The 263-nt window shown below is 35.0% G+C and carries 1 protein-coding gene; it reads left to right on the top strand.

Translation table 11 applies throughout. The features are described from left to right. Positions 1 to 27: 27 nt before the first annotated feature. Positions 28 to 263 (top strand): DUF1905 domain-containing protein (locus tag KIH86_RS09365; protein ID WP_235775332.1); only part of this gene is annotated, 236 nt, incomplete at its 3' end.

Raw genomic sequence — 263 nt, 5'->3', positions numbered from 1 at the left:
AGTGAGATTAAGATGCTGGAAGGTAAAATGAAATGGAAAGTCGTTTATTTCCCATATTCGGTAAAAGAAATCTTCAGTACTAATGGTAAAGTACCTGTTCAAATCATCGCTGACGGGCATGAGTTTGAGCATACGCTGTTGCCGTCAAAAAATGGGCATTATTTTGTATATAATGAATTTATTCGAAGAGCAGTACATAAAGAGCTTGGTGACATACTCCATGTAATTCTAAAAAAAGTTGAGGAAAATCGTACTATTGTTGT

The organism is Paenibacillus sinensis (assembly GCF_019904155.1).
Classification (GTDB): Bacteria; Bacillota; Bacilli; order Paenibacillales; family Paenibacillaceae; genus Paenibacillus_AQ; species Paenibacillus_AQ sinensis.
Note: the sequence above shows the minus strand (reverse complement) of the source record. Positions and strands in the feature narration are given on the sequence as shown.